Annotated in this window: 21 protein-coding genes and 1 tRNA gene; 18 read left to right on the top strand and 4 right to left on the bottom strand. The window is 69.5% G+C overall.

What is annotated here, in order from left to right:
* The 10 genes from BN118_RS09900 to BN118_RS09855 all read left to right on the top strand — a co-directional run bounded on the left by BN118_RS09900 (nt 1) and on the right by BN118_RS09855 (nt 10,005).
* Complete coding sequence (locus BN118_RS09900; RefSeq protein ID WP_014905781.1) at nt 1–1,191, top strand: 5-(carboxyamino)imidazole ribonucleotide synthase; 1,191 nt, start codon at nt 1–3, stop codon at nt 1,189–1,191.
* 19 nt (nt 1,192–1,210) lie between these two features.
* On the top strand, nt 1,211–2,248 hold the full coding sequence (locus BN118_RS09895) for an L-threonylcarbamoyladenylate synthase (RefSeq protein WP_023853543.1): 1,038 nt from the start codon (nt 1,211–1,213) through the stop codon (nt 2,246–2,248).
* A 136-nt stretch (nt 2,249–2,384) separates the two neighbouring features.
* A complete protein-coding gene (locus tag BN118_RS09890; protein WP_003809532.1) occupies nt 2,385–3,407 on the top strand; it encodes an amino acid ABC transporter substrate-binding protein in 1,023 nt (340 codons plus the stop codon).
* Between the two features lie 91 nt (nt 3,408–3,498).
* Nucleotides 3,499–4,335 (top strand): IclR family transcriptional regulator, encoded by an 837-nt coding sequence (locus tag BN118_RS09885; protein ID WP_003819839.1) that lies wholly within the window; start codon nt 3,499–3,501, stop codon nt 4,333–4,335.
* Nucleotides 4,336–4,527: 192 nt separating this feature from the next.
* The gene (locus BN118_RS09880) at nt 4,528–5,433 is read left to right on the top strand and encodes an arginase family protein (RefSeq protein ID WP_003809536.1); all 906 of its coding nucleotides are present in this window, start codon (nt 4,528–4,530) and stop codon (nt 5,431–5,433) included.
* A gap of 26 nt (nt 5,434–5,459) precedes the next feature.
* A complete protein-coding gene (locus BN118_RS09875; protein WP_014905780.1) occupies nt 5,460–6,251 on the top strand; it encodes an ABC transporter substrate-binding protein in 792 nt (263 codons plus the stop codon).
* A gap of 22 nt (nt 6,252–6,273) precedes the next feature.
* Nucleotides 6,274–6,966 carry an amino acid ABC transporter permease gene (locus BN118_RS09870; RefSeq protein ID WP_010930409.1) on the top strand — a complete coding sequence of 231 codons (693 nt, stop codon included), beginning with the start codon at nt 6,274–6,276 and terminating at the stop codon, nt 6,964–6,966.
* Between the two features lie 21 nt (nt 6,967–6,987).
* A complete protein-coding gene (locus BN118_RS09865; protein ID WP_010930410.1) occupies nt 6,988–7,740 on the top strand; it encodes an amino acid ABC transporter ATP-binding protein in 753 nt (250 codons plus the stop codon).
* 128 nt (nt 7,741–7,868) lie between these two features.
* Complete coding sequence (locus tag BN118_RS09860) at nt 7,869–9,428, top strand: acetolactate synthase large subunit (RefSeq protein ID WP_014905779.1); 1,560 nt, start codon at nt 7,869–7,871, stop codon at nt 9,426–9,428.
* A gap of 133 nt (nt 9,429–9,561) precedes the next feature.
* The gene (locus BN118_RS09855; RefSeq protein WP_010930412.1) at nt 9,562–10,005 is read left to right on the top strand and encodes a MaoC family dehydratase; all 444 of its coding nucleotides are present in this window, start codon (nt 9,562–9,564) and stop codon (nt 10,003–10,005) included.
* A gap of 137 nt (nt 10,006–10,142) precedes the next feature.
* Here the strand turns inward: BN118_RS09855 and BN118_RS09850 are convergent, their stop codons facing one another.
* Nucleotides 10,143–11,336: an acyl-CoA dehydrogenase gene (locus BN118_RS09850; RefSeq protein ID WP_010930413.1), complete on the bottom strand. Its 1,194-nt coding sequence runs from the start codon at nt 11,334–11,336 to the stop codon at nt 10,143–10,145.
* 79 nt (nt 11,337–11,415) lie between these two features.
* Nucleotides 11,416–13,110: a thiamine pyrophosphate-binding protein gene (locus BN118_RS09845; protein WP_003819848.1), complete on the bottom strand. Its 1,695-nt coding sequence runs from the start codon at nt 13,108–13,110 to the stop codon at nt 11,416–11,418.
* A 157-nt stretch (nt 13,111–13,267) separates the two neighbouring features.
* Here BN118_RS09845 and BN118_RS09840 point away from each other — a divergent pair, with 157 nt between their 5' ends.
* From BN118_RS09840 to BN118_RS09820, 5 genes are all read left to right on the top strand, one after another.
* Entirely contained in the window at nt 13,268–14,155 is an 888-nt protein-coding gene (locus BN118_RS09840; protein WP_010930414.1) for a LysR substrate-binding domain-containing protein, read from the top strand.
* A gap of 37 nt (nt 14,156–14,192) precedes the next feature.
* Complete coding sequence (gene xerD / locus BN118_RS09835; RefSeq protein ID WP_010930415.1) at nt 14,193–15,125, top strand: site-specific tyrosine recombinase XerD; 933 nt, start codon at nt 14,193–14,195, stop codon at nt 15,123–15,125.
* Nucleotides 15,126–15,138: 13 nt separating this feature from the next.
* Nucleotides 15,139–15,627 (top strand): Cys-tRNA(Pro) deacylase, encoded by a 489-nt coding sequence (ybaK, locus tag BN118_RS09830; protein ID WP_010930416.1) that lies wholly within the window; start codon nt 15,139–15,141, stop codon nt 15,625–15,627.
* Between the two features lie 117 nt (nt 15,628–15,744).
* On the top strand, nt 15,745–16,323 hold the full coding sequence (locus BN118_RS09825; protein ID WP_010930417.1) for a DJ-1/PfpI family protein: 579 nt from the start codon (nt 15,745–15,747) through the stop codon (nt 16,321–16,323).
* Between the two features lie 105 nt (nt 16,324–16,428).
* On the top strand, nt 16,429–16,797 hold the full coding sequence (locus BN118_RS09820) for a ribbon-helix-helix domain-containing protein (protein ID WP_010930418.1): 369 nt from the start codon (nt 16,429–16,431) through the stop codon (nt 16,795–16,797).
* Nucleotides 16,798–16,803: 6 nt separating this feature from the next.
* Here BN118_RS09820 and pbpG read toward each other — a convergent pair whose 3' ends face one another.
* Together pbpG and BN118_RS09810 are read right to left on the bottom strand one after the other, a co-directional pair.
* Nucleotides 16,804–17,916: a D-alanyl-D-alanine endopeptidase gene (gene pbpG / locus BN118_RS09815; RefSeq protein WP_023994932.1), complete on the bottom strand. Its 1,113-nt coding sequence runs from the start codon at nt 17,914–17,916 to the stop codon at nt 16,804–16,806.
* Nucleotides 17,917–18,281: 365 nt separating this feature from the next.
* Nucleotides 18,282–18,356: transfer RNA gene (locus BN118_RS09810), tRNA-Arg, on the bottom strand.
* 246 nt (nt 18,357–18,602) lie between these two features.
* On the opposite strand from BN118_RS09810, the gene BN118_RS09805 reads away from it, so the two are divergent.
* Genes BN118_RS09805 through BN118_RS09800 form a run of 3 tightly spaced genes read left to right on the top strand, consistent with a single transcriptional unit; the run spans nt 18,603 to nt 22,669 of the window.
* A complete protein-coding gene (locus tag BN118_RS09805) occupies nt 18,603–19,805 on the top strand; it encodes an MFS transporter (RefSeq protein ID WP_010930419.1) in 1,203 nt (400 codons plus the stop codon).
* Between the two features lie 35 nt (nt 19,806–19,840).
* Entirely contained in the window at nt 19,841–19,987 is a 147-nt protein-coding gene (locus BN118_RS20490) for a hypothetical protein (RefSeq protein WP_004568212.1), read from the top strand.
* A 21-nt stretch (nt 19,988–20,008) separates the two neighbouring features.
* Nucleotides 20,009–22,669, top strand: a complete 2,661-nt coding sequence (locus BN118_RS09800; RefSeq protein WP_010930420.1) for a PD-(D/E)XK nuclease family protein — start codon at nt 20,009–20,011, stop codon at nt 22,667–22,669.
* The last annotated feature ends 6 nt before the right edge of the window (nt 22,670–22,675 follow it).

Genomic DNA, 22,675 nt, shown 5'->3' with positions numbered 1-22,675 from the left:
ATGACGCAATCCTCCACGTTCGATCCCATTGCTTCCGGCGACTGGCTGGGCCTGTTGGGCGGCGGCCAGCTGGGCCGCATGTTCTGTCATGCCGCCCAGAGCCTGGGCTACAAGGTCGCCGTGCTCGACCCGGCCGACGAGTGTCCGGCCGGCATGGTGGCCGATCTGCATATCCAGGCCGCCTACGACGACGCCGACGGCCTGGCGCGCCTGGCCGGCCGCTGCCGCGCGGTGACCACCGAATTCGAGAACGTGCCGGCCGACAGCCTGCGCGCGCTGGCGGCGCGCTGCCGCGTCAGCCCCGCGGCCGACGCGGTGGCCGTGGTGCAGGACCGCATCGCCGAGAAAACCTTCATCGCCGGCCAGGGCATCGAGGTCGCCCCGCACGCCGCGATCTGCGCCCGCGACGATCTGCTGGCCGCGCCCCAGGCGCTGTTCCCGGGCATCCTCAAGGTGGCGCGCCTGGGCTACGACGGCAAGGGCCAGGCGCGCATCGCCAGCCGCGAAGAGGCGCTGGCCGCGTTCGACGAGTTCGGCGGCATCCCCTGTGTGCTGGAAGCGCTGCTGCCGCTGGACTACGAAATCTCGGTGGTGATCGCGCGCGGCTTCGACGGCGCCAGCATGGTGTTCCCGATCGCCCGCAACGTGCACCGCGACGGCATCCTGGCGGTGTCGTCCGTGACGCCGGGCGCGGCCGACGCCAGCCACGCGGCGCGCCAGGTCCAGGCCACGCAGGCGGCGCAGGCCATCGCGCAGGGCCTGGGCTACCACGGCGTGCTGTGCGTGGAGTTCTTCGTGCTGGGCGACGGCCGGCTGGTGGTCAACGAAATCGCGCCGCGGCCGCACAACAGCGGCCACTACACCATCGACGCCTGCGTCACCAGCCAGTTCGAGCAGCAGGCCCGCGTCATGGCCGGGCTGCCGCTGGGCAGCGCCGATCTGCTGGCGCCGGCCGTGATGCTCAATATCCTGGGCGACGTGTGGTTCGAGCCGGGCGCGCATGCGCCGCGCGAACCCGACTGGTCCGCCGCGCTGGCGGTGCCGAGCGCCAAGCTGCACCTGTACGGCAAGCGCGAGGCGCGCCGCGGCCGCAAGATGGGGCACGTGACCATCGTGGCCGCCACGCCCGAGCAGGCGCGCGACGACGCGGCGCGCGTGGCGTGCGCGCTGGGCATGGCCGCGCCGCTCTGACGCATTGATTCCCGCCGCCATGAACGCCGCCGATCCCGCCGTCGCCCACGCCGCCGCCTGCCTGCTGGCCGGCGAGCTGGCGGCCTTTCCCACCGAAACCGTGTACGGCCTGGGCGCCGACGCCGAGAATCCGCAGGCGGTGGCGCGCATCTACGCCGCCAAGGGCCGGCCGTCGAATCATCCGGTCATCGTCCATATCGCTCCCGAAGGCGATGTCGATTACTGGGCCAGCGACGTGCCCGCGGCGGCGCGCCAGTTGATCCAGGCGTTCTGGCCCGGGCCGCTGACGCTCATCCTCAAGCGCGCGCCCCACATCGGGGCGGCGGTCAGCGGCGGCCAGGACAGCATCGGCATCCGTTGCCCTTCGCACCCGGTGGCGCAGGCGCTGCTGCGCGCCTTCGCGGCCGGCAAGCCCAACGGGCAGGGCGGGGTGGCGGCGCCGTCGGCCAATACGTTCGGCCACGTGTCGCCCACCCGGGCCGAGCACGTGCGCGCCGAGTTCCCGCGCGAAGTCGCCGCCGGCATGCCGGTGCTCGACGGCGGCGATGCCGAGGTCGGCATCGAATCCACCATCATCGACCTGTCGCGCCTGGACCAGGGCGTGGGCCCGGTGCTGTTGCGGCCTGGCCATATCAGCGCGGCGCAGGTGGCCGCCGTGCTGGGCATGCCGGTCGCGCGCCCGGACGCCGCGGCGCCGCGCGCCTCGGGCACGCTCAAGGCGCATTACGCGCCGCGCACGCCGCTGGAGCTGCTCGACGCCGCGCAGTTGCCGCGCGCGCTGGCGGCCGCGCCCGCCGGCGTACGCCAGGCGGTCGTGGCCCTGGCGCCGGCGCCTGCCGGATTGTCCGCCGACGTGCACTGGCGCATGGCCCCGGCCGGCCCGGCGCGCTACGCGCAGGCGCTGTACGCGCTGCTGCGCGAACTCGACCGGCAAGGCTATGCGCGCATCCTGGTCGAGCAGCCGCCGCGATCCGGCGACTGGGACGCGGTCAACGACCGCATCGGCCGCGCCGCGGCCGCCTTCTCTCTCGATACCACCGACCTGCCCGGCACCTGAGCGGGCCAGGGGCGTAACTCCTGATTGCCGCGCCTGCCGGCCGGGCGTAATCTCACGTGGACCTGCCACACGCGGGTACCCATCGCCGGATGGCCACGCACGAGGTCGGCCACGGCACTCACCAGGAGAAGCGGCTATGAAGCGGCATATTGCAATGGCGGCGGGGGCGTTGGCCCTGGCCCTGGGCGCGCAGGCGGCGCACGCCGGCCCCACGCTGGACGCGGTCAAGAAGAAAGGGTTCGTCCAATGCGGGCTGACCGATGGCGTGGCCGGGTTCAGCGCCACCAACAGCAAGGGCGAATGGGAGGGCATGGATGTCGACATCTGCCGCGCCGTCGCCGCCGCGGTGTTCGGCGACGCCGGCAAATTCAAGGGCACGGCGCTGTCCACCCAGCAACGCTTCACCGCGCTGCAGTCGGGCGAGGTCGATGTGCTGCTGCGTACCGTGACGCTGACGCAGACGCGCGACACCTCGCTCGGCCTGGCGGCCGTGGCGGCCAGTTTCTACGATGGCCAGGGCGTGCTGGTGCGCAAGGCGCTGGGCGTGAAATCCGCCAAGGAGCTCGACGAGGCCACCATTTGCGTGCAGCCGGGCACCACCACCGAGCTCAACCTGGCCGATTGGTTCCGCGCCAATGGCATCAAGTTCACGCCGGTCGTGATCGACAAGGTCACGGAGGTGGTGCGGGCGTTCGAGTCGGGCCGCTGCGACGCGTTCACCGACGACGCTTCCCAGCTGGCGGCCGTGCGCGCCACGCAAGTGGCCAAGCCCGACGATTTCGAGATCCTGCCCGAGCGCTTCTCGAAAGAGCCGCTCGGCCCCATGGTGCGCCAGGGCGACGAGAACTGGCTGGGCATCGTGCGCTGGACCCTGTTCGCGCTGATGGAGGCCGAGGAATACGGCATCACCCAGCAAAACGTCGACGAGATGCTCAAGAGCAAGAACCCCAACGTGCTGCGCATCCTGGGCGTGACGCCCGGCGCCGGCAAGAACATGGGGCTGGACGAGAAGTGGGCCTATAACGCCATCAAGGCGGTGGGCAACTACAGCCAGATCTTCGAGCGCAATGTCGGCAAGGACAGCCGGCTGGGCCTGCAGCGCGGCGTCAACGCGCTCTGGAGCCAGGGCGGCGCCATGTATCCCTGGCCGATACGCTAGGGCGAGGGCGGCGGGGCGGGCAAGATCGCCAAGCGATACGCCTGTCCCGTATTGCGGTACGCTATGCGCTTTCCGCCTCCTGCCCGCCGCCATGACCACCGTTGCACCCGAAGACTCGCCCCTGTTCGTGGCCGCGCTGGCGCGCGGCCTGACGCTGCTCGCGGCGTTCAGCGAAGGCCGGCCGGCCATGACGCTGCCCGAGCTGGCCGAGGCGACAGGCCTGACCAAGAGCGCGGCGCAGCGCTTTGCGCACACGTTGTGGACGCTGGGCTACCTGCGCAAGAATCCGGACAGCAAGAAATTCTCGCTGTCGCCGCAGTCGCTGCAACTGGGCATGCAATATGCCCAGACCAGCCCGCTGGTGCTGGGCGGCAACCCGTTCCTGCATTCGCTGAACCGCACCAGCCAGGAAACCTGCAGCCTGGCCGAGCCGGACGGCCTGGACATGGTGTACGTGGCGCGTTTCGCCACCCACAAGCAGATGTTCGTGCACATGCCGGTGGGCATGCGCATCCCGATGTATTGCGCCGCCGCCGGCCGCGCCGTGCTGGCCCGGCTCGAGCCCGACCGCGCGCGCCGCCTGCTGCAGCAAAGCCCGCGGGCGGCGCGCACCGCCACGACGCTGACCGACCTGGACGCCCTGATGGCCGAGCTGGCGTTCACGCGCGAGCATGGCTATGCCCGCTCCAACGGCGAGTACTATCCCGGCGACATCACCATCAGCGCCGCCGTCCTGGACAACGCCGGCACCCCGGCCGGCTCGGTCAATATCTCGGTGCCGTCGAGCCGCTGGAGCTTCGAGGAAGCGCAGGCGGTTTTCGGTCCGCAAGTGCTGGAGACCGCGCATGCGATCAGCGCCTCGCGCACGCTGGGCGTGCTGCCGCCGTTCTATCGGATGGCCCCGCCATCCGCGCTGAATTCAGACTGAATCACTCGGGTATTTGATGGGAGAGCAAGGGGAATACCCTAGCTTTCCGGATCTTTCGCGCATTGATAATCTATTTGCGACATAATCGTATTGACAGTCGATGCAGCTGGTGTGAAATTATCTGATGGCGCAAGCCGGGAGCTCGTCGTGCAGCAGGGTACAGAAGCAGTGGTCCAGGCAGGTGGGGGATTCATGGGTGTGCCGGCGCGGCGCCCCGCCGGAGAGGCCGCGTTGGCCTGTGTGCTGGGCATTCCGTTCGACTGCGGCACGCATCCGTTCCGGGTGGGCGCGCGGCAGGGGCCGGACGCGATACGCGAGCAATCGCGCCTGCTGCGCCCGTACGACCTGGCGCGCCGCGCCGGGGTGGACAACCCGGTGGAGTTCCTGCGCCTGCTGGACCTGGGCAACGTGGCCTGCGTGCCGGGCGATCCGCAGGCTTCCTATCCGGCCATCGAGCAGGCCGTCGCGCAGGTGCTGCAAGCCGGCGCCATTCCCATCACCATGGGCGGCGACGGCGCGGTCACGCTGCCGCAGCTGCGCGCGGTGGCGCGCCGCTGGCCGGGCGTGGCCGTGCTGCATTTCGATTCGCACACCGACACCTATCCCATCGCCGGCTACAACACCGCCACCACCTTCACGCGCGCCGCCGAGGAAGGGCTGATCGATCTCTCGCACAGTTTCCACGTGGGCACGCGCGGCAATTCGTTCATGGGCGGCGTCATCGAGTACGGCCGCGAAGTCGGCTACACGGTGATCCCGTACGACGACTTCGACCGCGACCAGGCCGGCACGCTGGCGCGCCTGCGCGGCCAATTGGGCGACCGGCCGGTCTACCTGTGCTTCGACATGGATATCTTCGATCCCTCCTGCGCGCCGGGCGTGTGCACGCCGGAGTGGGGCGGCCTCTCGCCCAAGGAGGGCCTGAACCTGCTGCGGGCCCTGAGCGGCCTGAACTTCGTCGCCTTCGACGTCAATACCGTATCGCCGCCGCAGGACGTGGGCGGCGCGACGGCGTTCCTGGCGGCCTCCGTGATGCAAGAATTCTGCGCCCTGGCCGCCGCGGCGGTACAGGCCTATCCGCAAGGGCGGCCGGACTGAGCCGCCACGCTACAAGGGGAATACACATGAAGATCAAAGCCGCTCTGGGCATCCTGGCGACCGTGGGCATGCTGGCGCACGCGGGCAGCGCCGCGGCCCGCACGCTGGACGAAGTGCGCGCCGCCAAGTCCGCCAATGTCGTGACCACCGCGTCGGCGCCGCCGCACGGCTTCAAGAACCCGGCCAGCAACCAGCTCGAAGGCATCATGGTCGACGTGGGCACCGCCGTCGCCAAGCACCTGGGCGTGGCCATGAACCTGAAGGACGTGCCGTTCTCGGGCCTGATCCCCACGCTGACGTCCGGCCGCGCGGATGTGATGTCGGCGCCGTTGTTCGTCACGCCCGAGCGCGCCAAGGTGATCGACTTCTCGGCGCCCGTGTACGAATGGGGCGAGGGCCTGGTGTTGCGCGAGCAGAACCCCGACGACATCAAGCGCTTCGAGGACCTGCAGGGCCGGCGCATCGGCGTGCTGGTGGATTCGGTGCAGTTCAACATGATCAAGGACATGCCGGACACCAAGGTCTCCACCTACCAGGACTACTCGACCCTGCTGGCCGATGTGCGCGCCGGCCGCATCGAGCTGGGCATCATCGACCCGCCCAGCATCATCTACCAGATCCGCACCAAGAAGATTCCCGGCGTGAAGCTGGCCACGCAGTACCAGCCGCAGAAAAAGTGGCACGTGGGCCTGGCGGTGCAGAAGGACAACAAGGCGCTGCTGGACGCGGTCAATGTCGCGCTGGCCGAGATGAAGCGCAATGGCGAACTGGCCGAGATCGGGCGCAAGTGGGGTGTGGCCGACCTCATCAGCAAATAAGCGCGCGCGGCAGGAGGCGACGATGAATCTCGAAACCTTGCGCATGTACCTGACGCCGCTGGCCGAAGGCACGATGTGGATGCTGGCGCTGTTCTTCTGTTCGGCGGTGCTGGCCGTCGCCCTGGGCCTGCTGGTCTGCCTGTGCCGCTTGTCCAAGTCGCGCGTGCTCAGCCGCGGCGCGCGCCTGTACATCGACATCATCCGGGGCACCCCGCTGCTGCTGCAGCTGTTCTACATCTACTACGGCATGCCGGAGCTGGGGGTGGTGATCAATGCGTTCGTGGCCGGCGTGCTGGGCCTGACGCTGAACTTCGGCGCCTACCTGGCCGAGCTGTTTCGCAGCGGCATCCAGTCGGTCGATTCCGGCCAGTACGAGGCGGCGCGCGCGCTGGGCCTGAACAAGGTCGACCGCCTGCGCCGCGTGGTGCTGCCGCAGGCCGTGCGCACGGTGTTTCCGGCGCTGGGCAACTACGCGCTGGTGCTGATCAAGGAAACCTCGCTGGTGGCCGTGATCAGCGTGTACGAGCTGATGCGCGCCGGCGAGATGCTGGCGGGCGCCACCTTCCAGGCCCTGACGGTCTACACGATGGTCGGCGCCATCTACTTCGCCATGTGCAGCGTGCTGGCGCACCTGTTCCGCCGCTCGGAGAAGCGCCTGACGGTGCCGGGCTACTGGAGCGGGGCGGGCGAGAACCACGACATCTCCAAGGCATAGCGCATTAACAGGATCAGAACGATGGATGCATGCAACCAGCCGGCGCCGGTCATCACGCTGCGCGGCGTTTCGAAGTGGTATGGCGATTTCCAGGTGCTGCGGGACCTGGATCTCGATGTCTACCAGGGCGAACGGGTCATCCTGTGCGGCCCGTCGGAATCGGGCAAGTCCACCACCATCCGGCTGCTCAACCGCCTGGAAGAGCACGAGAAAGGCGAGATCGTCGTCAACGGCATCACGCTCGACGGCGAACTGCGCAATATCGAGCGCATCCGCGCCGACGTCGGCATGGTGTTCCAGCACTTCAACCTGTTCCCGCACCTGACCGTGCTGGAGAACTGCACCCTGGCGCCGATGCGCGTCAAGGGGCTGGACGAAGGCGAAGCGGCGCGGCGCGCCATGCAGTTCCTCGAACGGGTGCGCATCGCGCAGTTGGCCGACAAGTATCCGGGGCAGCTGTCGGGCGGGCAGAAGCAGCGCGTGGCCATCGCGCGCGCGCTGTGCATGCAGCCGCGCATCATGCTGTTCGACGAGCCCACGTCGGCGCTGGATCCCGAGATGGTCAAGGAAGTACTCGACACCATGGTCGAGCTGGCGCGCGACGGCATGACCATGATCTGCGTCACGCACGAAATGGGTTTCGCCCGCGAAGTCGGCGACCGGGTCGTGTTCATGGACGGCGGCAGCATCGTCGAGTCCGATACGCCCGAGCGTTTCTTCAGCGCGCCGCGCAGCAGCCGGGCGCAGGCATTCCTGGGACAGATCCTGGGTTGAGCCCGGCCTGCCGCGCGCGCCCGCGCGGCAGTGGTTCCATGGCCGGGGCGGCAAATGGTTCTAGCCCCTGGCGCGCTCTATGCCTATGATGTCCCTCTTCCCATTGACCCTTTTCCTCTGCGTAGACTATGAACGGCGCCGACAGCCTTTGCGACACACTGCTTGCCAATGACATCGATGTCTGTTTTGCCAATCCCGGCACGTCCGAAATGCACTTCGTGGCCGCGCTGGACCGCAAGCCGCGCATGCGTTGCGTGCTCGGGCTGTTCGAAGGGGTCGTGACCGGCGCCGCCGACGGCTACGCGCGCATGGCCGACAAGCCGGCGGCGACGCTGCTGCACCTGGGGCCGGGCCTGGGCAACGGGCTGGCCAACCTGCACAACGCCAAGCGCGCCCGTACGCCCATGGTCAACGTGGTGGGCGACCATGCCACCTACCATGTGCAGTACGACGCGCCGCTGACCAGCGACGTCGAAGCCGTGGCGCAGCCGATGTCGCACTGGGTGGGACGCATCCGCGATGCCGCCTCGGTGGCCGCGCAGACCAGCGAGGCCATCCAGGTGGCGCGCCAGGAGCCGGGCAACGTATCGACCCTGATCCTGCCGGCCGACGCCGCCTGGACCGACCTGCCCGACGATACGCCCGCGCCGCAGCCGGTGCGCCAGGCGCCGCAGGCGCAGGTCGACGCCCAGGCCATCCGCGCCGCCGCCCAGGCCATCCGCAGCGGCCAGGCCACCACCTTGCTGCTGGGCGGGGCCGCGCTGCGTGGCCGCGCGCTGGCCGCAGCCGGCCGCATCGCGCACGCCACCGGCGTGCGGCTGGCCGCCGAAACCTCCAGCCGCCGCATCGAGCGCGGCGCCAATCGTCCGCCCGTGGTCCGCCTGCCGTACCCGGTCGACCTGGCCGTGGCCTTTCTCAAGGACGTGCGCCATCTGGTCCTGGTCGGCTCGCGCTCGCCGGTGGCCTTTTTCGCCTACCCGGGCAAGCCCAGCCTGCTGGCGCCGCAGGAGTACGACCAGATCGTGCTGGCCGAACCGGAGCAGGACCTGCACCACGCGCTGGAATGGCTGGCCGACGAGCTGGGCATTCCCGCCGATGCGCCGCAGACCCGGCCGGCCGCGCTGACCGAGGCCGTGCCCGCCGAGGGCCGCCTGACCAGCGCCGCCGTCAACCGCGTGGCGGCCGCGCTGCTGCCGGACAACGCCATTGTCTGCGACGAATCGATCACCCAGGGGCGCGAGTTCGGCATCTACAGCGTGCATTCCGCGCCGCACGATTGGCTGCAGCTGACCGGCGGCGCCATCGGCATCGGCCTGCCGCTGGCCACCGGCGCGGCCGTGGCCTGCCCGGACCGCAAGGTCGTGCTGTTGCAGGCCGACGGCAGCGGCATGTACACGGTGCAGGCGCTGTGGACGCAGGCGCGCGAACGGCTGGACTGCCTGACCATCATCTACGCCAACCGCACCTACGCCACGCTGCATGGCGAAATGAAGAACGTCGGCGTGATCCAGCCGGGCGAGAACGCCAAGCGCATGCTGGACCTGGTCGACCCCCACATCGACTGGGTGCAGGTCTCGCAGGGCCTGGGCGTGGAGGCCGTGCGGGTCGATACGGTCGAAGGCTTCACCCAGGCGATGCGCGCGGCGCTGGCCCGCAAGGGGCCCTTCCTGATCGAAGCCGTGATCTGATCCACGCATCGCGCCCGGCACGCCGGGCGCGATGCCGCCGCGCAACACGCGGGCGGCGCGTTTGGTCTATCCTGCTGCATTGGCGCGGCTCGGCAGCAACGGGCTGCCCGCTGCCTTTCAGCAAGGACGTTCCATGAAATTCGCAGATCTGCGTGCCGGTATGGTGATCACCGGCGGCCCGCTCCAGGTGACCGAGGCAGAGATCCTGGAGTTCGCGCGCAAGTTCGATCCCCAATGGTTCCACACCGACGTCCAGCGCGCCGCCGAAGGCCGTTGGGGCGGCCTGATCGCCAGCGGCTGGCACACCTGCGCGCTGGCCATGCGCATGGCGGTCGACGCCATCCTGCACGACTCCGAATCGTTCGGCTCGCCCGGCCTGGGCGAGGTCAGCTGGCGCGTGCCGGTGCGCCCCGGCGACACCCTGACCCTGCACGCGCGCGTGCAGGGCGCGCGCGTTTCCGCTTCGCGCAACGACCTGGGCATCGTCAACTGGGCCTGGGTGGTGGACAACCAGCACGGCGAAACCGTGCTCGAACTCGACGCCACCAGCCTGTTCGACCTGAGCGGGGATTCGTAGGGGGGCAGCCTTCGCGCAAGGGCCGCGGGTCGGCCGGTGCCAGTCCCCGTGCGGGGACAGGCACTTCGCGGATTGGGACAGGCACGCGGGGAAGTTTGCCGGTGCCAGTCCCCCTTGCGGGGACAGGCACGCGGGGTTTAGTAGAAGGCTTGCAGTCCGGTCTGGGCGCGACCGAGGATGAGGGCGTGCACGTCGTGCGTGCCTTCGTAGGTGTTGACGACTTCGAGGTTGACCAGGTGGCGGGCGACGCCGAATTCGTCGGAGATGCCGTTGCCGCCGAGCATGTCGCGCGCCAGGCGGGCGATGTCCAGCGCCTTGCCGCACGAGTTGCGCTTCATGATCGAGGTGATCTCGACTGCGGCGGTGCCTTCGTCCTTCATGCGGCCCAGGCGCAGGCAGCCTTGCAGGCCCAGCGTGATCTCGGTCTGCATGTCGGCCAGCTTCTTCTGGATCAGCTGGTTGGCGGCCAGCGGGCGGCCGAACTGCTTGCGGTCCATGGTGTACTGGCGGGCGGTGTGCCAGCAGGCCTCGGCCGCGCCCAGCGCGCCCCAGGCAATGCCGTAGCGCGCCGAATTCAGGCAGGTGAACGGGCCCTTCAGGCCGGACACGCCAGGCATCATCTGCTCTTCGGACACTTCCACTTCGTCCATCACGATTTCACCGGTGATGGAGGCGCGCAGGCCGACCTTGCCATGGATGGCCGGCGCCGACAGGCCCTTCATGCCCTTTTCCAGGATGAAGCCGCGGATCTTGCCGTCGAAGTCGCCGCCCACGCACTTGGCCCACACCACGAACACGTCGGCGATGGGCGAGTTGGTGATCCACATCTTGTTGCCGGTCAGCTTGTAGCCGTCGGGGGTCTTGGTGGCGCGGGTTTCCATGCCGCCGGGGTCCGAGCCATGGTTGGGCTCGGTCAGGCCGAAGCAGCCGATCCACTCGCCGGCGGCCAGCTTGGGCAGGTACTTGCGCTTCTGCGCTTCGCTGCCGAATTCATTGATGGGCACCATCACCAGCGACGACTGCACGCTCATCATCGAACGGTAGCCGGAATCGACGCGTTCGACTTCGCGCGCGATCAGGCCGTAGCAGACGTAGTTCAGGCCGGCGCCGCCGTATTCGGTGGGGATGGTGGCGCCCAGCAGGCCCAGTTCGCCCATTTCGGCGAAGATGGCGGGGTCGGTCTTTTCGTGGCGGAAGGCTTCCAGCACGCGCGGCGCCAGCTTGTCTTGCGAGTAGGCCACGGCGGCGTCGCGCACCATGCGCTCTTCTTCGGTCAGTTGCTGGTCGAGCAACAGGGGATCTTGCCAGTGGAACGAGGGCGTCGAGGACATGCGGGTACTCCAGTGTAGATACGAAAAACTCAAATCCGGATCGTGGATATGCGGGCGCGGCATCGCCGCGTCCGCACGCTTACTGTGCCTTGAGGGCCGCGGCGCGGATTTTCTCCAGCGTGGTCGACGGCGTGATGGTTTCCGGGTCGATCAGGCAGTGCAGGATGGCGGGCTTGCCGCTGGCCAGCGCACGCTCGAAGGCCGGCGCGAACTGTTCGGTGGTCTCGACGCGTTCGCCGTGGCCGCCGAAGGCGCGCGCGTACTCGGCGAAGTCGGGGTTCTTCAGGCTCGTGGCCGAAATGCGGCCGGGGTAGTGCTTCTCCTGGTGCATGCGGATCGTGCCGTACATACCGTTGTCGATCAGCACGACCACGATGGGCAGGTCGTACTGCACCGCCGTGGCGAATTCCTGGCCATGCATCAGGAAGCAGCCGTCGCCGGCGAAGCAGACCACGGTCTTCTGCGGCCAGATGCGCTTGGCGCCCACCGCGGCGGGCAGGCCATAGCCCATCGAGCCGGAGGTCGGGGCCAGTTGCGTGCCGTAGCGCGTGTAACGGTGGAAACGGTGCAGCCAGGTGGCGTAGTTGCCCGCGCCGTTGGCCATGATGGCGTCGGCCGGCAAGGTCTTTTCCAGGAACGCCATCACTTCGCCCAGTTGCAGCGCGCCGGGCGTGCGGATGGCGGCGGGGTCGCTCCATTGCAGATAGCTCGCGCGCATGGCCTGCGTATCGTCGGCCCAGGCCGGCTGGGACGGTCCGTTCGCTTGCGCCAGCGCGGCGCAGAACGCCGCCGGCGAGGTGTTGATCGCCAGGTTGGCGCGGTAGACGCGGCCCAGCTCGGCGCTGTCCGGATGCACGTGCACCAGCTTCTGGCGCGGCACCGGGATATCCAGCAGGGTGTAGGCCTGGCTGGGGTTTTCCGACATGCGGCCGCCCACCATCAGCACCAGGTCGGCCTGTTCGATGCGCTTGAGCAGCGCCGGATTGATGCCCAGCCCGACGTCGCCGATGAAGCAGGGGTGGTCGGCCGGGAACAGCATCTGGCGGCGGAACGACACCGCGGTCGGCAAGGCGTGGCGCTGCGCGAAATCGGCGAACTGCTGCACCGCCTGGGCATTCCAGCGCGAGCCGCCCAGGATCGCCACCGGCGCCTTGGCCTGCGCCAGCATTTGCGCCAGCTGGTCCATCTGGCCGGCGGCCGGCGCGGCGTCGATCACCTCATAGCGCGGCGCATCGGGCACGCTGGCGGTTTCGACCAGGACGTCCTCGGGCAGCGCGATAACCACCGGCCCCGGACGTCCGGAGGTCGCCACGTGGAAGGCGCGCGAAATCAGTTCGGGAATGCGCTCGACCTGGTCGATTTCGGTCACCCACTTGGCCTGGGTGCCGAACACGGCGCGATAGTCCATTTCCTGGAAGGCTTCGCGCTCGCGCATGCCGCGCTCGATCTGGCCCACGAACAGGATCATGGGCGTGGAGTCCTGCTTGGCGATGTGCACGCCGGCCAGCGCGTTGGAGGCGCCGGGGCCGCGCGTGACCATACAGATGCCCGGCTCGCCGGTCAGCTTGCCGTGGGCGTCGGCCATCATGGCCGCGCCGCCTTCCTGGCGGCACACGGTGACGTCGATGCTGGCGTCGTGCAGGCCGTCGAGCACGGCCAAGTAGCTTTCGCCCGGCACGCAGAACACATGCTTGACGCCATGGGCGGCCAGCTGGTCGACCAGGATATGGCCGCCGAGGCGGGATGCGGGGGTGGAGTGATTAGCAGTAGTCATGATTCGCCGGGGGTGTGATCGCTGAGCATAATGTTCCTCACTTGCACAAAGCAATTGATAAAATTGCACAATCTATTGACGTGCCGGAAAGTTGTTGCGTGTTGCATTGCACCAAGCGCCGCTCTTTTTCGGCGACCGGCTTCCAGGACAGAGCCCAATGCGTAACGGTATCCCTAATTTGAGCGCCTTGCAGGCCTTCGAGGCCACGGCGCGGCTGGGCAGCTTCTCGCGCGCCGCCGAAGAGCTGTCGCTGACGCACAGCGCGGTCTATCGCCAGGTGGCCAGCCTGGAGGACCGCCTGGGCGTGCAGCTGTTCACGCGCGTGCGCCGCCGCATCGTGCTGACCGACCACGGCGCCGAGTATGCCGGCCGCATCCGCCACCACCTGGACCAGATCGAGAAGGACACGTTCGGGCTGGTCAGCCGCACGGGCATGGGCCGCAGTATCCACATCGCGGTGGTGCCCACGCTGGCCACCACCTGGCTGATCCCCCGCCTGGCCGATTTCCAGCGCGTCCAGCCCGACATCACCGTCAGCCTGTCGGTGCGCACGCTGCCGTTCCAGTTCAAGGACCAGCCCTTCGACGGCGCGCTCTACCATGGCGACGGCATCTGGCCGGGCACGCAGGGGGTGCTGCTGTTTCCCGAGCGCGAGCTGGTGCCGGTGTGCGCGCCGGAGCTGGCCGAGCGCGCGCCCGGGCGCGACGACGGCGCGCTGGGCGGCATGATGCACCTGTACCTGTATTCGCGCCCGGACGCCTGGTGCCAGTGGTACGCCGCCAACCAGTACGCCTACGGGCCGCAGGCCGCCGGCGGCCCGCGCTACGATCTGTTCACCATGATGCTGGCCGCGGTGCAGGCCGGACTGGGCGTGGGGCTGATGCCGCGCTTCCTGGTGCAGGACGCGCTGGACGCGGGCACGCTGGTGATGCCCGTGCCGCAGGCGCTGTCGGTCAGCCAGGGCTACTACTTCGGCTATCCGCAGCGCAGCGAGCGCTCCGGCGCGCTCAAGGCCTTCGAGGTGTGGCTCAAGAGCGCGGTATGACGCCGCCGGCCAGGATGCCCCTGCGTACACTGCCGCCATGAGTTCCTCCGCCCCGCTGGCCTCGCAGGCTGACCTCGACGCTTTCATCGATGCCGTCTGGCTGGAGGACGGCCTGGCCGCCAACACGCTGGCGGCCTACCGGCGCGACCTGAGCGCGTTCGCGCAATGGCTGGAGAACCTCGCCTGCCATCCGGGCCTGGCCACCGGCGCCAGCCTGCGCGAGGCGGGCAAGGGCGACATCGAGGCCTGGTTCGCCGCGCGCCACGCGGAAAGCCGCGCCACCACGGCCAACCGGCGGCTGGCGGCGCTGCGGCGCTTCTACGCTTGGGCATTGCGCGAGCGCCTGACCCCGAGCGATCCCTGCCTGACGCTGGTCACCGCCAAGCAGCCGCCGCGCCTGCCCAAGACCCTGTCCGAGGCGCAGGTCGACGCGCTGCTGCAGGCGCCGGACCTGGACACCGCGCGCGGCCTGCGCGATCGCGCCATGCTCGAAACCCTGTACGCCACCGGATTGCGGGTGTCCGAGCTGGTCTCGGTCAAGGCGCTGGACGTCAGCCTCAACGAAGGCGTGGTGCGGGTCGTCATGGGCAAGGGCGGCAAGGACCGCCTGGTGCCGCTGGGCGCGGAAGCCGCGCACTGGATCGAGCGCTATGCCGGCAGCGCCCGCCCGGAGCTGCTGGGCGCGCGCGTGGCCGATGCGCTGTTCGTGACGGCGCGCGCCGAGCCGATGTCGCGCCAGGCCTTCTGGCAGCTCGTCAAGAAATACGCGCTGGCGGCCGATATCCACGCGCCGCTGTCGCCGCACGTGCTGCGCCATGCGTTCGCCACGCATCTGCTCAATCACGGCGCCGACCTGCGCGTGGTGCAGATGCTGCTGGGCCATGCCGACATTTCCACCACCCAGATCTACACGCATGTGGCGCGCGAACGCCTGAAGGCGCTGCATGCCGCCCATCATCCGCGCGCCTGAGCGTCCATCCGCCATGAGCAAGAACCGCCACGTTTCCGAAACGCCCGCCACCCAGCTGCTGCGCCAGCGCAAGGTGGCGTTCACCGAACATACCTACGATTACGTCGACCATGGCGGCGCCGGCGAGGCGGCGCGCCAGCTGGGCCTGGATCCGCACGCCGTGGTCAAGACGCTCATCATGGAAGACGAGGGCGGCCATCCGCTGGTGGTGCTGATGCACGGCGATCGCGAGGTGTCCACCAAGAACCTGGAGCGCCAGGCCGGCCTGAAAAAGGTCGCGCCATGCCAGCCCGAGGTGGCGCAGCGCCACTCCGGCTACCAGGTCGGCGGCACCTCGCCCTTCGGCACGCGCAAGCGCATGCCGGTGTGGGTCGAGGCCAGCGTGCTGGATTTTCCGCAGATCTACGTCAATGGCGGGCGCCGCGGCTACCTGGTCGGCATCGCGCCGCAGGCGCTGGTCGACCTGCTGGGCGCGCGCGCCGTGCAGGTGGCCTTGCCGTAACGGCGCCGCATCCGGGCGCGGTATCCCCTTACCACCCGCGCCGGCGCGCGCGTCCACAATCGTCGCATGACCAGGCCGGCGCGTTACGGCGGCCGGCTCCTTTCCATGGAGACGACGATGAGCAAGAAGCTGCTGATGCTGGTGGGCGATTACGCCGAGGACTATGAAACCATGGTGCCGTTCCAGACGCTGCTGGCGGTCGGGCACACGGTGCATGCCGTCTGCCCCGACAAGAAGGCGGGCGACACGGTCGCCACGGCCATCCACGACTTCGAGGGCGCGCAGACCTACAGCGAAAAGCGCGGCCACAATTTCACCCTCAACCATGACTTCGCCAAGGTCGAGCCGCAGCACTACGACGGGTTGGTGATTCCCGGGGGCAGGGCGCCCGAGTACCTGCGCCTGGACGAGCGGGTGCTGGACATCGTGCGCCACTTCGACCAGGCCGGCAAGCCCATCGCCGCCGTCTGCCATGGCGCGCAATTGCTGGCGGCTGCGGGCATCCTGCAGGGGCGCACCTGCTCGGCCTATCCGGCCTGCGCGCCCGAGGTGCGGCTGGCCGGCGGGACCTACGCCGAGATCGGCATCGACCAGGCCCATACCGACGGCAACCTGGTCACCGCCCCGGCGTGGCCCGCGCATCCGGCATGGCTGGCGCAGTTCCTGGCGGTGCTGGGCACCCGCATTTCGCACTGACCCCAATACGGGCTGTACGGCCGCCGGCCGGCGCGCGCTTGTCGCCTGCCGGCCGCTGGCCGTACAGTGGGGGTGTCATGCACCAACCGCGTGCCGGGGATCCTCATGTGCGAAATCTTCATCCGCGCCAACCAGCGCTCGTATTCCGTGCAGGCCCGTTCGCTGCGCCTGCACGGCGTGGCCACCAGCGTGCGGCTGGAGCAACTGTTCTGGGACGTGCTGGAGGAAATCGCCGCGCGCGACGGCATGCGCGTCACGCAGCTGATCGAGCGGCTGTACGACGAACTGGTGCAGTATCGCGGCGAGGCCGCCAACTTCACGTCGTTCCTGCGCGTGTGCTGCCTGCGCTACCAGGTGCTGCAGGCCGAGGGCCGCATTCCGGCCGATGCCACGGTGCCGATCCGGTCGCTGGATGCGCAGGCCGTATTGCGCGGCCTGCCCGCCAACCTCTACGACAGCCGGCCGCTGGGCTAGCGGTATTCAGAGCATCGCCACATCGTTTTGCACGATGCGGCGTATGCGCACGGCATCGCCGATGCGCGACAGCTTGCCTTGCGAATCCAGCAGCACGATGGCCATGTCGCGGCCATTGATGCGCGCCAGCATGACCAGGCATTCGCCGGCCTCGTTGATGAAGCCGGTCTTCGAGACCTTGATGTCCCAGTCGGGCTTGCGCACCAGCAGGTTGGTGTTGCGGAACGTCTGGGTGCGGTTGTTGATCTCGACCTCGTACTCGGTGTCGGTCGAATAGCGGTGGATCAGCGGGCGCTGCGAGGCGGCGCGCAGCATGCGGGCCAGGTCGCGCGGCGAGGACACGTTCTCGCTGGACAGGCCGGTGGGCTCGACGAAGCGCGTGTTCAGCATGCCCAGCGAACGCGCCTTGGCGTTCATGGCGGCGACGAAGGCCGGCATGCCGCCCGGATAGTTGCGGCCCAGCGCGTGGGCGGCGCGGTTTTCCGAGGACATCAGCGCCAGGTGCAGCATGTCGCCGCGGCTGAGCACCGTGCCCACGCGCAGGCGCGAAGTGGTGTGCTTGAGCGTATCGACATCATCGTCGGTGATCTCGATCATCTCGTCCATCGGCAGGTTGGCGTCCACCACCACCAGGGCCGTCATCAGCTTGGAGATCGAGGCGATCGGGCGCACCACGTTTTCGTTCTTGGCGAACAGCACCGTGGAGGTTTCCAGGTCCTGTACGTAGGCGGTGCTGGAACGCAGCGCGGCCGCTTCGGCGGCCGGGGAGGCCGCCGCCGGCGGCATGGCGGCCGTGGCCGCGGCGCTGGCGCGCGCGGTGCGCGTGCGGGCGCGGATGGTCGATTTGCGCGTGCTGCCCTTCTTGGCGCTGGCGGTTTTCTTGCTGTTGGCGGATTTCTTCTTGGCGGTGCTGGCGGATTTCTTGCTGGAGGCGGTCTTGGCGGGGGCTTTCTTGGCCGAGGCCTTCTTGGCCTGCTGGGACTTGCAGGCGGCCGACTTGGCGTTGGTCCTGCACGGGTCGGCTTTGGCGGCGTGCGCGGCGTAGGGAAGCAGCGCGCCTATCGCCAGCGCCAGGGGCGCCAATGCTCTCGCTACCGCGCGCGTCCAGTGAAATGCCATGATGTAAGCAAACCTTGTCTGGCTGTATGGGATTGTTGCAATCGCCGGATTTGGTCGGGGCGGAAAAAATCCAGGTGAATTAGGGAGTTACGCGCCAAACTTAAACAGCAATTTGAACTGATGCGCAAGAGTTTGCGTGAATTAAATTTAGGGACGTATTGCCGGCCATCCTGGCCGCGGAGTATTGCCGCGCGCCGAGGTCGCAGCGTATACCGGTTTTCCCTGCAATCGGCTGAACGGCGCGGCGCGGGAGGTGCCGGTCGCGGCGGGGACGGAGACGACGGTGTGCCTGTCCCAGCGGGGACAGGCACCCGCACGGGCAGGCGCCTGTCCTCATGCGGGACAGGCACGCCGGGAAAAGGGGCTGGCCTCGCCGGGTGGAATCGAACCACCAATTGACCCTTAGGAGGGGCCGGTTATATCCATTTAACTACGGCGAGACGGGCGGGCGGTGCGTGGTCGCGGATGCGCGTGCGCGTATCGGTGCGCCGGCCGAGCAGGATTCTAGCACCTTGGCGGACGTAGCCGGCGCTCGCACGGCGCCTGGCGAAACGGCTGGCGAGCAGTGCGGATGGCGGACGGTATCGGGGTATTCCTCGATGGCATCGCGAGGATTTGTATATGATCGCGGATCCGCCCCCGCCGCGGGGTGACCGATTACTACCTCCGAAGGCAGACGACGTTCCATGTCAACATCCGAGAAACCCTCCCTGCGCATCCTGTTCATCGGCACCGGCGTGGTGCTGCTGGCCATGGGGGTGCGCGCCACGTTCGGGTTGTTCATGCAGCCCATGGACCTGGCGCACGGCTGGGGGCGCGAAGTGTTCTCGATGGCGTTCGCCTTGCAGAACCTGGTCTGGGGCGCCGCCTGTATCGGCATGGGCATCCTGGCCGACCGCTACGGATCGGGCCGCACCATCGTGCTGGGCGCCGTGCTGTATGCGCTGGGCATGATAGGCACGCGTTTCGCCACCGACGAGGCCACCCTGTACCTGACGGCCGGGGTGCTGGTGGGGCTGGGCCAGGCGGGGACCACCTTCCCCGTGATCCTGCCGGTGGTGGCGCGCTCGGTGCCGGCGGCCTATCGCAGCACGGCCATGGGCATCGCCAGCGCAGGCGGTTCGCTGGGCCAGTTCCTGGTGGTGCCGGCCGGGCAGCAGCTGATTACCGGGCTGGACTGGCCCGGCGCGTTGTGGGTGCTGTCGCTGCTGGTGGCCGTGGGCGCGCCCCTGGCGTATTTCCTGCGCGGCAAGCCCGGCGTGCACGGCGGCGTGCAGCAATCGCTGGGCGCAGCGGTGCGCCAGGCGATGGCGCATCCGTCGTTCCACTTCCTGTCGTGGAGCTATTTCGTCTGCGGTTTTCACACCGCGTTCATCACGCTGCACCTGCCGGCCTACGTGGTCGACGCCGGCATGAAGGCCAGCCATGGCGCCACCGCCATCGCGCTGATCGGCCTGTGCAACGTGATCGGCTCGTTCTATGCCGGCAAGCTGGGCGGGGTCTACAGCAAGCGCCTGCTGCTGGCCGCGATTTACGGTTTGCGCGCCTTCGGCATGCTGTTGCTGCTGGCCGTGCCGCTGACGCCGCTGGTGCTGTATGTGTTCGCCGGCTGGATGGGCCTGTTCTGGCTGGGCACGGTGCCGCTCACGCAAGGCCTGATCGGCCAGATCTACGGGCTGCGCTATGCGGCGACGCTGTCGGGCATCGCCTTCCTGGGCCACCAGGTCGGCAGCTTCATCGGCGTGTGGATGGGCGGGGCCGTGTATGCGCGCACGGGCAACTACGATCTGGTATGGTGGACGGGCGTGGCGCTGGCGGTCGTCGCGGCGCTGCTGTGCCTGCCGGTGCGCGAGCAGCCGCTGGCGCAGCCCGCCGCGGCGCGCGCCTGAGCCACGGAGTTTCCGCAACCGTACTGCCTGCCGCCATGCCTACGTCCGTTTCTGTTTCGCGCCGCTGGCGCATTGCCGGCTGGCTGGTCCTGTCGGCCGTGCTGGCCCTGGGATTCTGGAGCTACCTGAGCCCCGACATGGCCATCAACTGGGAAAACATCGCCGCGCTGTGCGGCTTCTAGGCCGCGCGCCGCCCTGGGCCCATGTCGGACGACTTCCGCACTGATTTTCCATCCTGCACGCTGCGCGATCTCGGCGAACTGCCCGCGATCGACACGCTGGTGCTGACCGTCAACAATCGGCTTTCGCGCCGGCTCACGCTGGACCTGGCCGCGCAGCTGAGCAGCGAACGCCAGGTCAGCGAGCTGCCGCGCATCATGCCGCTGTCGGCCTGGCTGGCCGATTGCGTCGCCGAGCTCGCGTTCGACGAGCGCTACGAAGTGCCGGCCTACCGTCTGTCCAGCTTCGCGACCCAATTGGTGTGGCGCGAGGCGATCCGCCTGGAAGAGGCCGATCGCGCGCTGCTGGACGCCGACCAGGCCGCGCGGCTGGCGCTGGACGCGGACCTGCTGGTCGACGAGTGGCAGGCGCATGTGCCGGCCGGCGCCGAGACCGACGAGTACCGCGGGTTTTCGCGCTGGCGCGCGCGCTATCGCGCCATGCTCGGCGAGCTGGACGCCGAGGATGCCAACCAGGGCTACGAGCGCGTGCTCGAGGCGCTGCGGCAGGGCGCCTTGCGCGCGCCGCGCCACGTGGCGCTGGCGGGCTTCGTCGATATCTCGCCGCGCTTCGCACGCCTGCTGCGCGCGCTGGCCGATGGCGGCGCCGACGTGGTGGCGTGGCGCGACGCCGTGCGCGAGCCGGCATGGCCGCAACGCTTCGAGGCCGCCGATCGCGGCGCCGAATGGCGCGCGGCGGCGCGCTGGGCGGCCGACCGCCTGCGCGCCGATCCGCGCGGCCGCTACGCCATCGTGTCGCCGCAGCTGGAGGCCGAGGCGCCGTTCGCGCGCCGCGTGCTGGGCCAGGCGCTGGCCGGCCAGGACGCGCCCTTGCCCTTCAACGTGGCGGTGGGCCGGGCGCTGGACGAGTGGCCGGCGGTGCGCGCCGCCCTGGCCTGGCTGGCGCTGCTGGCCGAGGTGGCCGCGTGCGGCGCGGGCGAGCCCGCGCTGTTCGGCGCGGCCCTGCTGGCCGGCCATTGCGCCGGCGACCTGCAGGAAGGGCCGCGCCATGCGGCGCTCGATGCGCGCTGGCGCCGCCAGGCGCTGGCCCATGTGGGGCCGGCCGACTGGCAGCGCGGCCTGGAGGAGTGCCCGCGCCTGGCCGAGGGGTGGTCGCAGGCCATGGCAATCTGGCAAGCCGGCCAGCGCAGCGATACCTGCGACGCCTGGGCGCCGCGCTTCAAGGCCGCGCTGACGGCGCTGGGCTTTCCGGGCGAACGCGCGCTCGACAGCGTGGCCTATCAGGTCATGGGGGCGCTGGGCGACCTGCTGGCCGAATTCACGGCGCTGGCGCCGGCCGCCGGCCGCCTGGATGGGCGCGCCGCGGTGCGCCTGCTGGCCAGCGCGGCGCGCGCCGGCTCGTTCCAGCCGCAGCGCGATCCGTCGGCGCGGCTGGACGTGCTGGGCCTGCTCGAGGCCGAGGGCGGCGCCTGGGATGGCATCTGGGTGCTGGGCCTGACCGACGACGTCCTGCCTGCCTCGCCCAAGCCCAATCCCCTGCTGCCGCTGGCCGTGCTGCGCCAGGTCGGCGCGCCGCGCGCCACGCCCGAGCGCGAGCGCGAGTGGGCCGAAGGCATGTTCATGGCCTTGCGCCGCTGCGCGCCGGAGATGATCGCCAGCCACGCCGCCATGGATGGCGAGCGCGAGCTGCGGCCCTCGCCGCTGATCGTGCGCGCGGCGCCGGCCGATTGGCAGCCCGGCACCGACGCGCAAGTCGCCGCGCTGGAGCAGGAGATCCTGGACGACAGCCAGGGGCCGCCGCTGCAGGCCGAGCGGCAAAGCCGCGGCGGCCTGGACGTGCTGGATACCCAGGCGCGCAATCCCCTGTGGGCCTTCGTGCGCCATCGCCTGGGCGGACGCGCCATGGCGCCCTATGCCGATGCGGCCACGGTCAGCGTGCGCGGCCAGTTCCTGCACCGCGCGCTCGAACTGGTGTGGCGCATGCTGCCCGACCAGGAGGCCTTGCACGCCGCGATGGCCGAAGGCCGTCTGGCGGCGCTGGTCGAGCAGGCCATCGGCGAGGCGGCGCGTACCGAACTGGCCGGCTATCCGGCGGCGCTGCGCGAACTCGAGTGCGCGCGCGCGGCCGCGGTGCTGGCCAACTGGTTCGACAGCGAGGCGCAGCGCCAGCCGTTCGAGGTGGCGCAGATCGAACAGGAGCACAGCTGGCAGCGCGGCGCGCTGGCGCTCAAGGTGCGGCTGGACCGCATGGATCGCCTGGCCGACGGCCGCGCGCTCATCGTCGACTACAAGACCGGCGCGGCGCCGGGCCGGCCCGAATCCGATTGGGCGCGGGCGCGCCCGGTCAACCTGCAATTGCCGTTCTACGCCTCGGTACTGGCCGATGGCGCGGACACCGAGGTGGCCGGACTGATGCTGGCGCAGATCCATGCGCGCCAGGTCAGCGCGCAAGGCCTGGCGGCCGACGACCTGGGCATCGAAGGCGTCACGCCGGTCGAGCAGAGCAAGGCGTTCGAGGGGCAGCCATGGCCGCGCATCCTGCAGCGCTGGCGCGCGGCGGTCGAGATGCTGGCCGACGAATACGCCAATGGATACGCGGCCAACGTGGCGCTGCGCCAGGACGACCTGAAGTTCTGCGACGCGATGCCGTTCCTGCGCCTGCACCTGGACGACGAGGATGCCTGAGGGCCG

Source organism: Bordetella pertussis 18323 (assembly GCF_000306945.1).
Classification (GTDB): domain Bacteria; phylum Pseudomonadota; class Gammaproteobacteria; order Burkholderiales; family Burkholderiaceae_B; genus Bordetella; species Bordetella pertussis.
Note: the sequence above shows the minus strand (reverse complement) of the source record. Positions and strands in the feature narration are given on the sequence as shown.

Coding starts and splice junctions, on each gene's coding strand:
- BN118_RS09900 (WP_014905781.1), top strand. CDS start 1: ATGACGCAATCCTCCACGTTCGATCCCATTGCTTCCGGCGACTGGCTG.
- BN118_RS09895 (WP_023853543.1), top strand. CDS start 1,211: ATGAACGCCGCCGATCCCGCCGTCGCCCACGCCGCCGCCTGCCTGCTG.
- BN118_RS09890 (WP_003809532.1), top strand. CDS start 2,385: ATGAAGCGGCATATTGCAATGGCGGCGGGGGCGTTGGCCCTGGCCCTG.
- BN118_RS09885 (WP_003819839.1), top strand. CDS start 3,499: ATGACCACCGTTGCACCCGAAGACTCGCCCCTGTTCGTGGCCGCGCTG.
- BN118_RS09880 (WP_003809536.1), top strand. CDS start 4,528: ATGGGTGTGCCGGCGCGGCGCCCCGCCGGAGAGGCCGCGTTGGCCTGT.
- BN118_RS09875 (WP_014905780.1), top strand. CDS start 5,460: ATGAAGATCAAAGCCGCTCTGGGCATCCTGGCGACCGTGGGCATGCTG.
- BN118_RS09870 (WP_010930409.1), top strand. CDS start 6,274: ATGAATCTCGAAACCTTGCGCATGTACCTGACGCCGCTGGCCGAAGGC.
- BN118_RS09865 (WP_010930410.1), top strand. CDS start 6,988: ATGGATGCATGCAACCAGCCGGCGCCGGTCATCACGCTGCGCGGCGTT.
- BN118_RS09860 (WP_014905779.1), top strand. CDS start 7,869: ATGAACGGCGCCGACAGCCTTTGCGACACACTGCTTGCCAATGACATC.
- BN118_RS09855 (WP_010930412.1), top strand. CDS start 9,562: ATGAAATTCGCAGATCTGCGTGCCGGTATGGTGATCACCGGCGGCCCG.
- BN118_RS09850 (WP_010930413.1), bottom strand. CDS start 11,336: ATGTCCTCGACGCCCTCGTTCCACTGGCAAGATCCCCTGTTGCTCGAC.
- BN118_RS09845 (WP_003819848.1), bottom strand. CDS start 13,110: ATGACTACTGCTAATCACTCCACCCCCGCATCCCGCCTCGGCGGCCAT.
- BN118_RS09840 (WP_010930414.1), top strand. CDS start 13,268: ATGCGTAACGGTATCCCTAATTTGAGCGCCTTGCAGGCCTTCGAGGCC.
- xerD (WP_010930415.1), top strand. CDS start 14,193: ATGAGTTCCTCCGCCCCGCTGGCCTCGCAGGCTGACCTCGACGCTTTC.
- ybaK (WP_010930416.1), top strand. CDS start 15,139: ATGAGCAAGAACCGCCACGTTTCCGAAACGCCCGCCACCCAGCTGCTG.
- BN118_RS09825 (WP_010930417.1), top strand. CDS start 15,745: ATGAGCAAGAAGCTGCTGATGCTGGTGGGCGATTACGCCGAGGACTAT.
- BN118_RS09820 (WP_010930418.1), top strand. CDS start 16,429: ATGTGCGAAATCTTCATCCGCGCCAACCAGCGCTCGTATTCCGTGCAG.
- pbpG (WP_023994932.1), bottom strand. CDS start 17,916: ATGGCATTTCACTGGACGCGCGCGGTAGCGAGAGCATTGGCGCCCCTG.
- BN118_RS09805 (WP_010930419.1), top strand. CDS start 18,603: ATGTCAACATCCGAGAAACCCTCCCTGCGCATCCTGTTCATCGGCACC.
- BN118_RS20490 (WP_004568212.1), top strand. CDS start 19,841: ATGCCTACGTCCGTTTCTGTTTCGCGCCGCTGGCGCATTGCCGGCTGG.
- BN118_RS09800 (WP_010930420.1), top strand. CDS start 20,009: ATGTCGGACGACTTCCGCACTGATTTTCCATCCTGCACGCTGCGCGAT.